Source organism: Brucella grignonensis (assembly GCF_002252505.1).
Lineage (GTDB): Bacteria > Pseudomonadota > Alphaproteobacteria > Rhizobiales > Rhizobiaceae > Brucella > Brucella grignonensis.
This window is the reverse complement of record NZ_NNRL01000140.1, coordinates 1-1,295: the sequence shown is the minus strand read 5'-3', so window position 1 is coordinate 1,295 and position 1,295 is coordinate 1. Positions and strand designations below refer to the sequence as shown.

The window sequence follows — 1,295 nt, the reverse complement described above, 5'->3', positions numbered from 1 at the left end:
GACTGAAGTTCGAGTAAGTTGCAGCCCTGCCGTAATGCCGGAACGTGCGCTTTCGGCTCGACAAGCCCTCGTCGAAACCAATCATCGAGCGCAATGCCAGCGTCGCAAATAGAAGCGTAACGCGGACCGCCCGGCAGAGCGATCGTGACCCCATGGGCCGAAACCGCTGACAGCGGGTTCGGTCTATGGCCGTTCTGCGGCCGGAGATAGAGCGCCGTCGCGCGAACGCGACTGCCCCAAGCAAACAGCGGACAAAAGCATCCGCAGCAAACAGGGGCGAGCCTGCCGCACCGCGTCGACCTCGCCCCTGGCCCACCCAGCGTCGACCCGTCTCGGTCACGGATGCCTTCCTTCGCCTAAAACGCGAAGAGACCGCGACAAATCACTCCGTTTTCGGTATGGATTCGATTGAGGCAGCGACGCACTGCCTCAAGGGCGTCGAAACCCTTGGTTAGCGGTTGGTGTCGGCCGTGACGGCACCACACTCCTTGATCCTTATGATCGGGGAGCCTGTGGCGTATACAACAGGCTCACCGAGCTAAAGGTCATAGGGCCGTCTAACCACGGTTTCGAACTGTCCGTCGTCAGAACATTTGGCGCAAATCGCAGCGTAGATTAGCGGAGCATCGGTCTCGTCTATGGGATGATGTTAAGCGGCGCGCTTGCGGTGCTGCAAGCGCCGATATTCGATGGTTTGTCGCTTGATCCTTTCACGCTTTCTAATGATGGTCTCGGCCCTGCCGAAGTAGGCGTCGGCCGGCGTCACGTTATCCAGGCTCTCGTGGTAACGCCGTTGGTTGTAGTGCTCGACGAACGCTCCGATCTGGGCCTCAAGGTCGCCAGGCAGGAAGTAGTTTTCCAGGAGGATGCGGTTTTTGAGGGTCTGGTGCCAGCGCTCGATCTTTCCCTGCGTCTGGGGATGGAACGGGGCGCCCCGCACATGGCTCATCCGCTGGGCCTCGATATATTCCGCCAGTTCGCCTGCAATGTAGCTCGGGCCATTGTCGCTGAGCAGTCGGGGCTTGTGGTGCACATGAGCCTGGTCGCAGCCTGACGCGGCAAGCGCCATGTCGAGCGTGTCGGTAACGTCTTCGGCGCGCATTGTGCTGCACAGCTTCCAGCTGATGATGTAGCGCGAGTAGTCGTCGAGCACGGTGGACAGGTACATCCAACCCCAGCCGATGATCTTGAAGTAGGTGAAGTCGGTCTGCCACATCTCATTGGGCCGCGTGGTCTGGGTGTGGAAGCGATCAGCCGCCTTGATCACCACATAGGCTGGGCTGGTGATCAGATCA

At 59.9% G+C, this 1,295-nt stretch carries 1 protein-coding gene; it reads right to left on the bottom strand.

Features of this window, described 5'->3' with window-relative positions; all coding sequences use genetic code 11:
• Window positions 1-649: 649 nt before the first annotated feature.
• Window positions 650-1,295, bottom strand: a 646-nt coding sequence (locus tag CEV33_RS01620) for a DDE-type integrase/transposase/recombinase (protein WP_141211545.1), incomplete at its 5' end; no start/stop codon positions are given.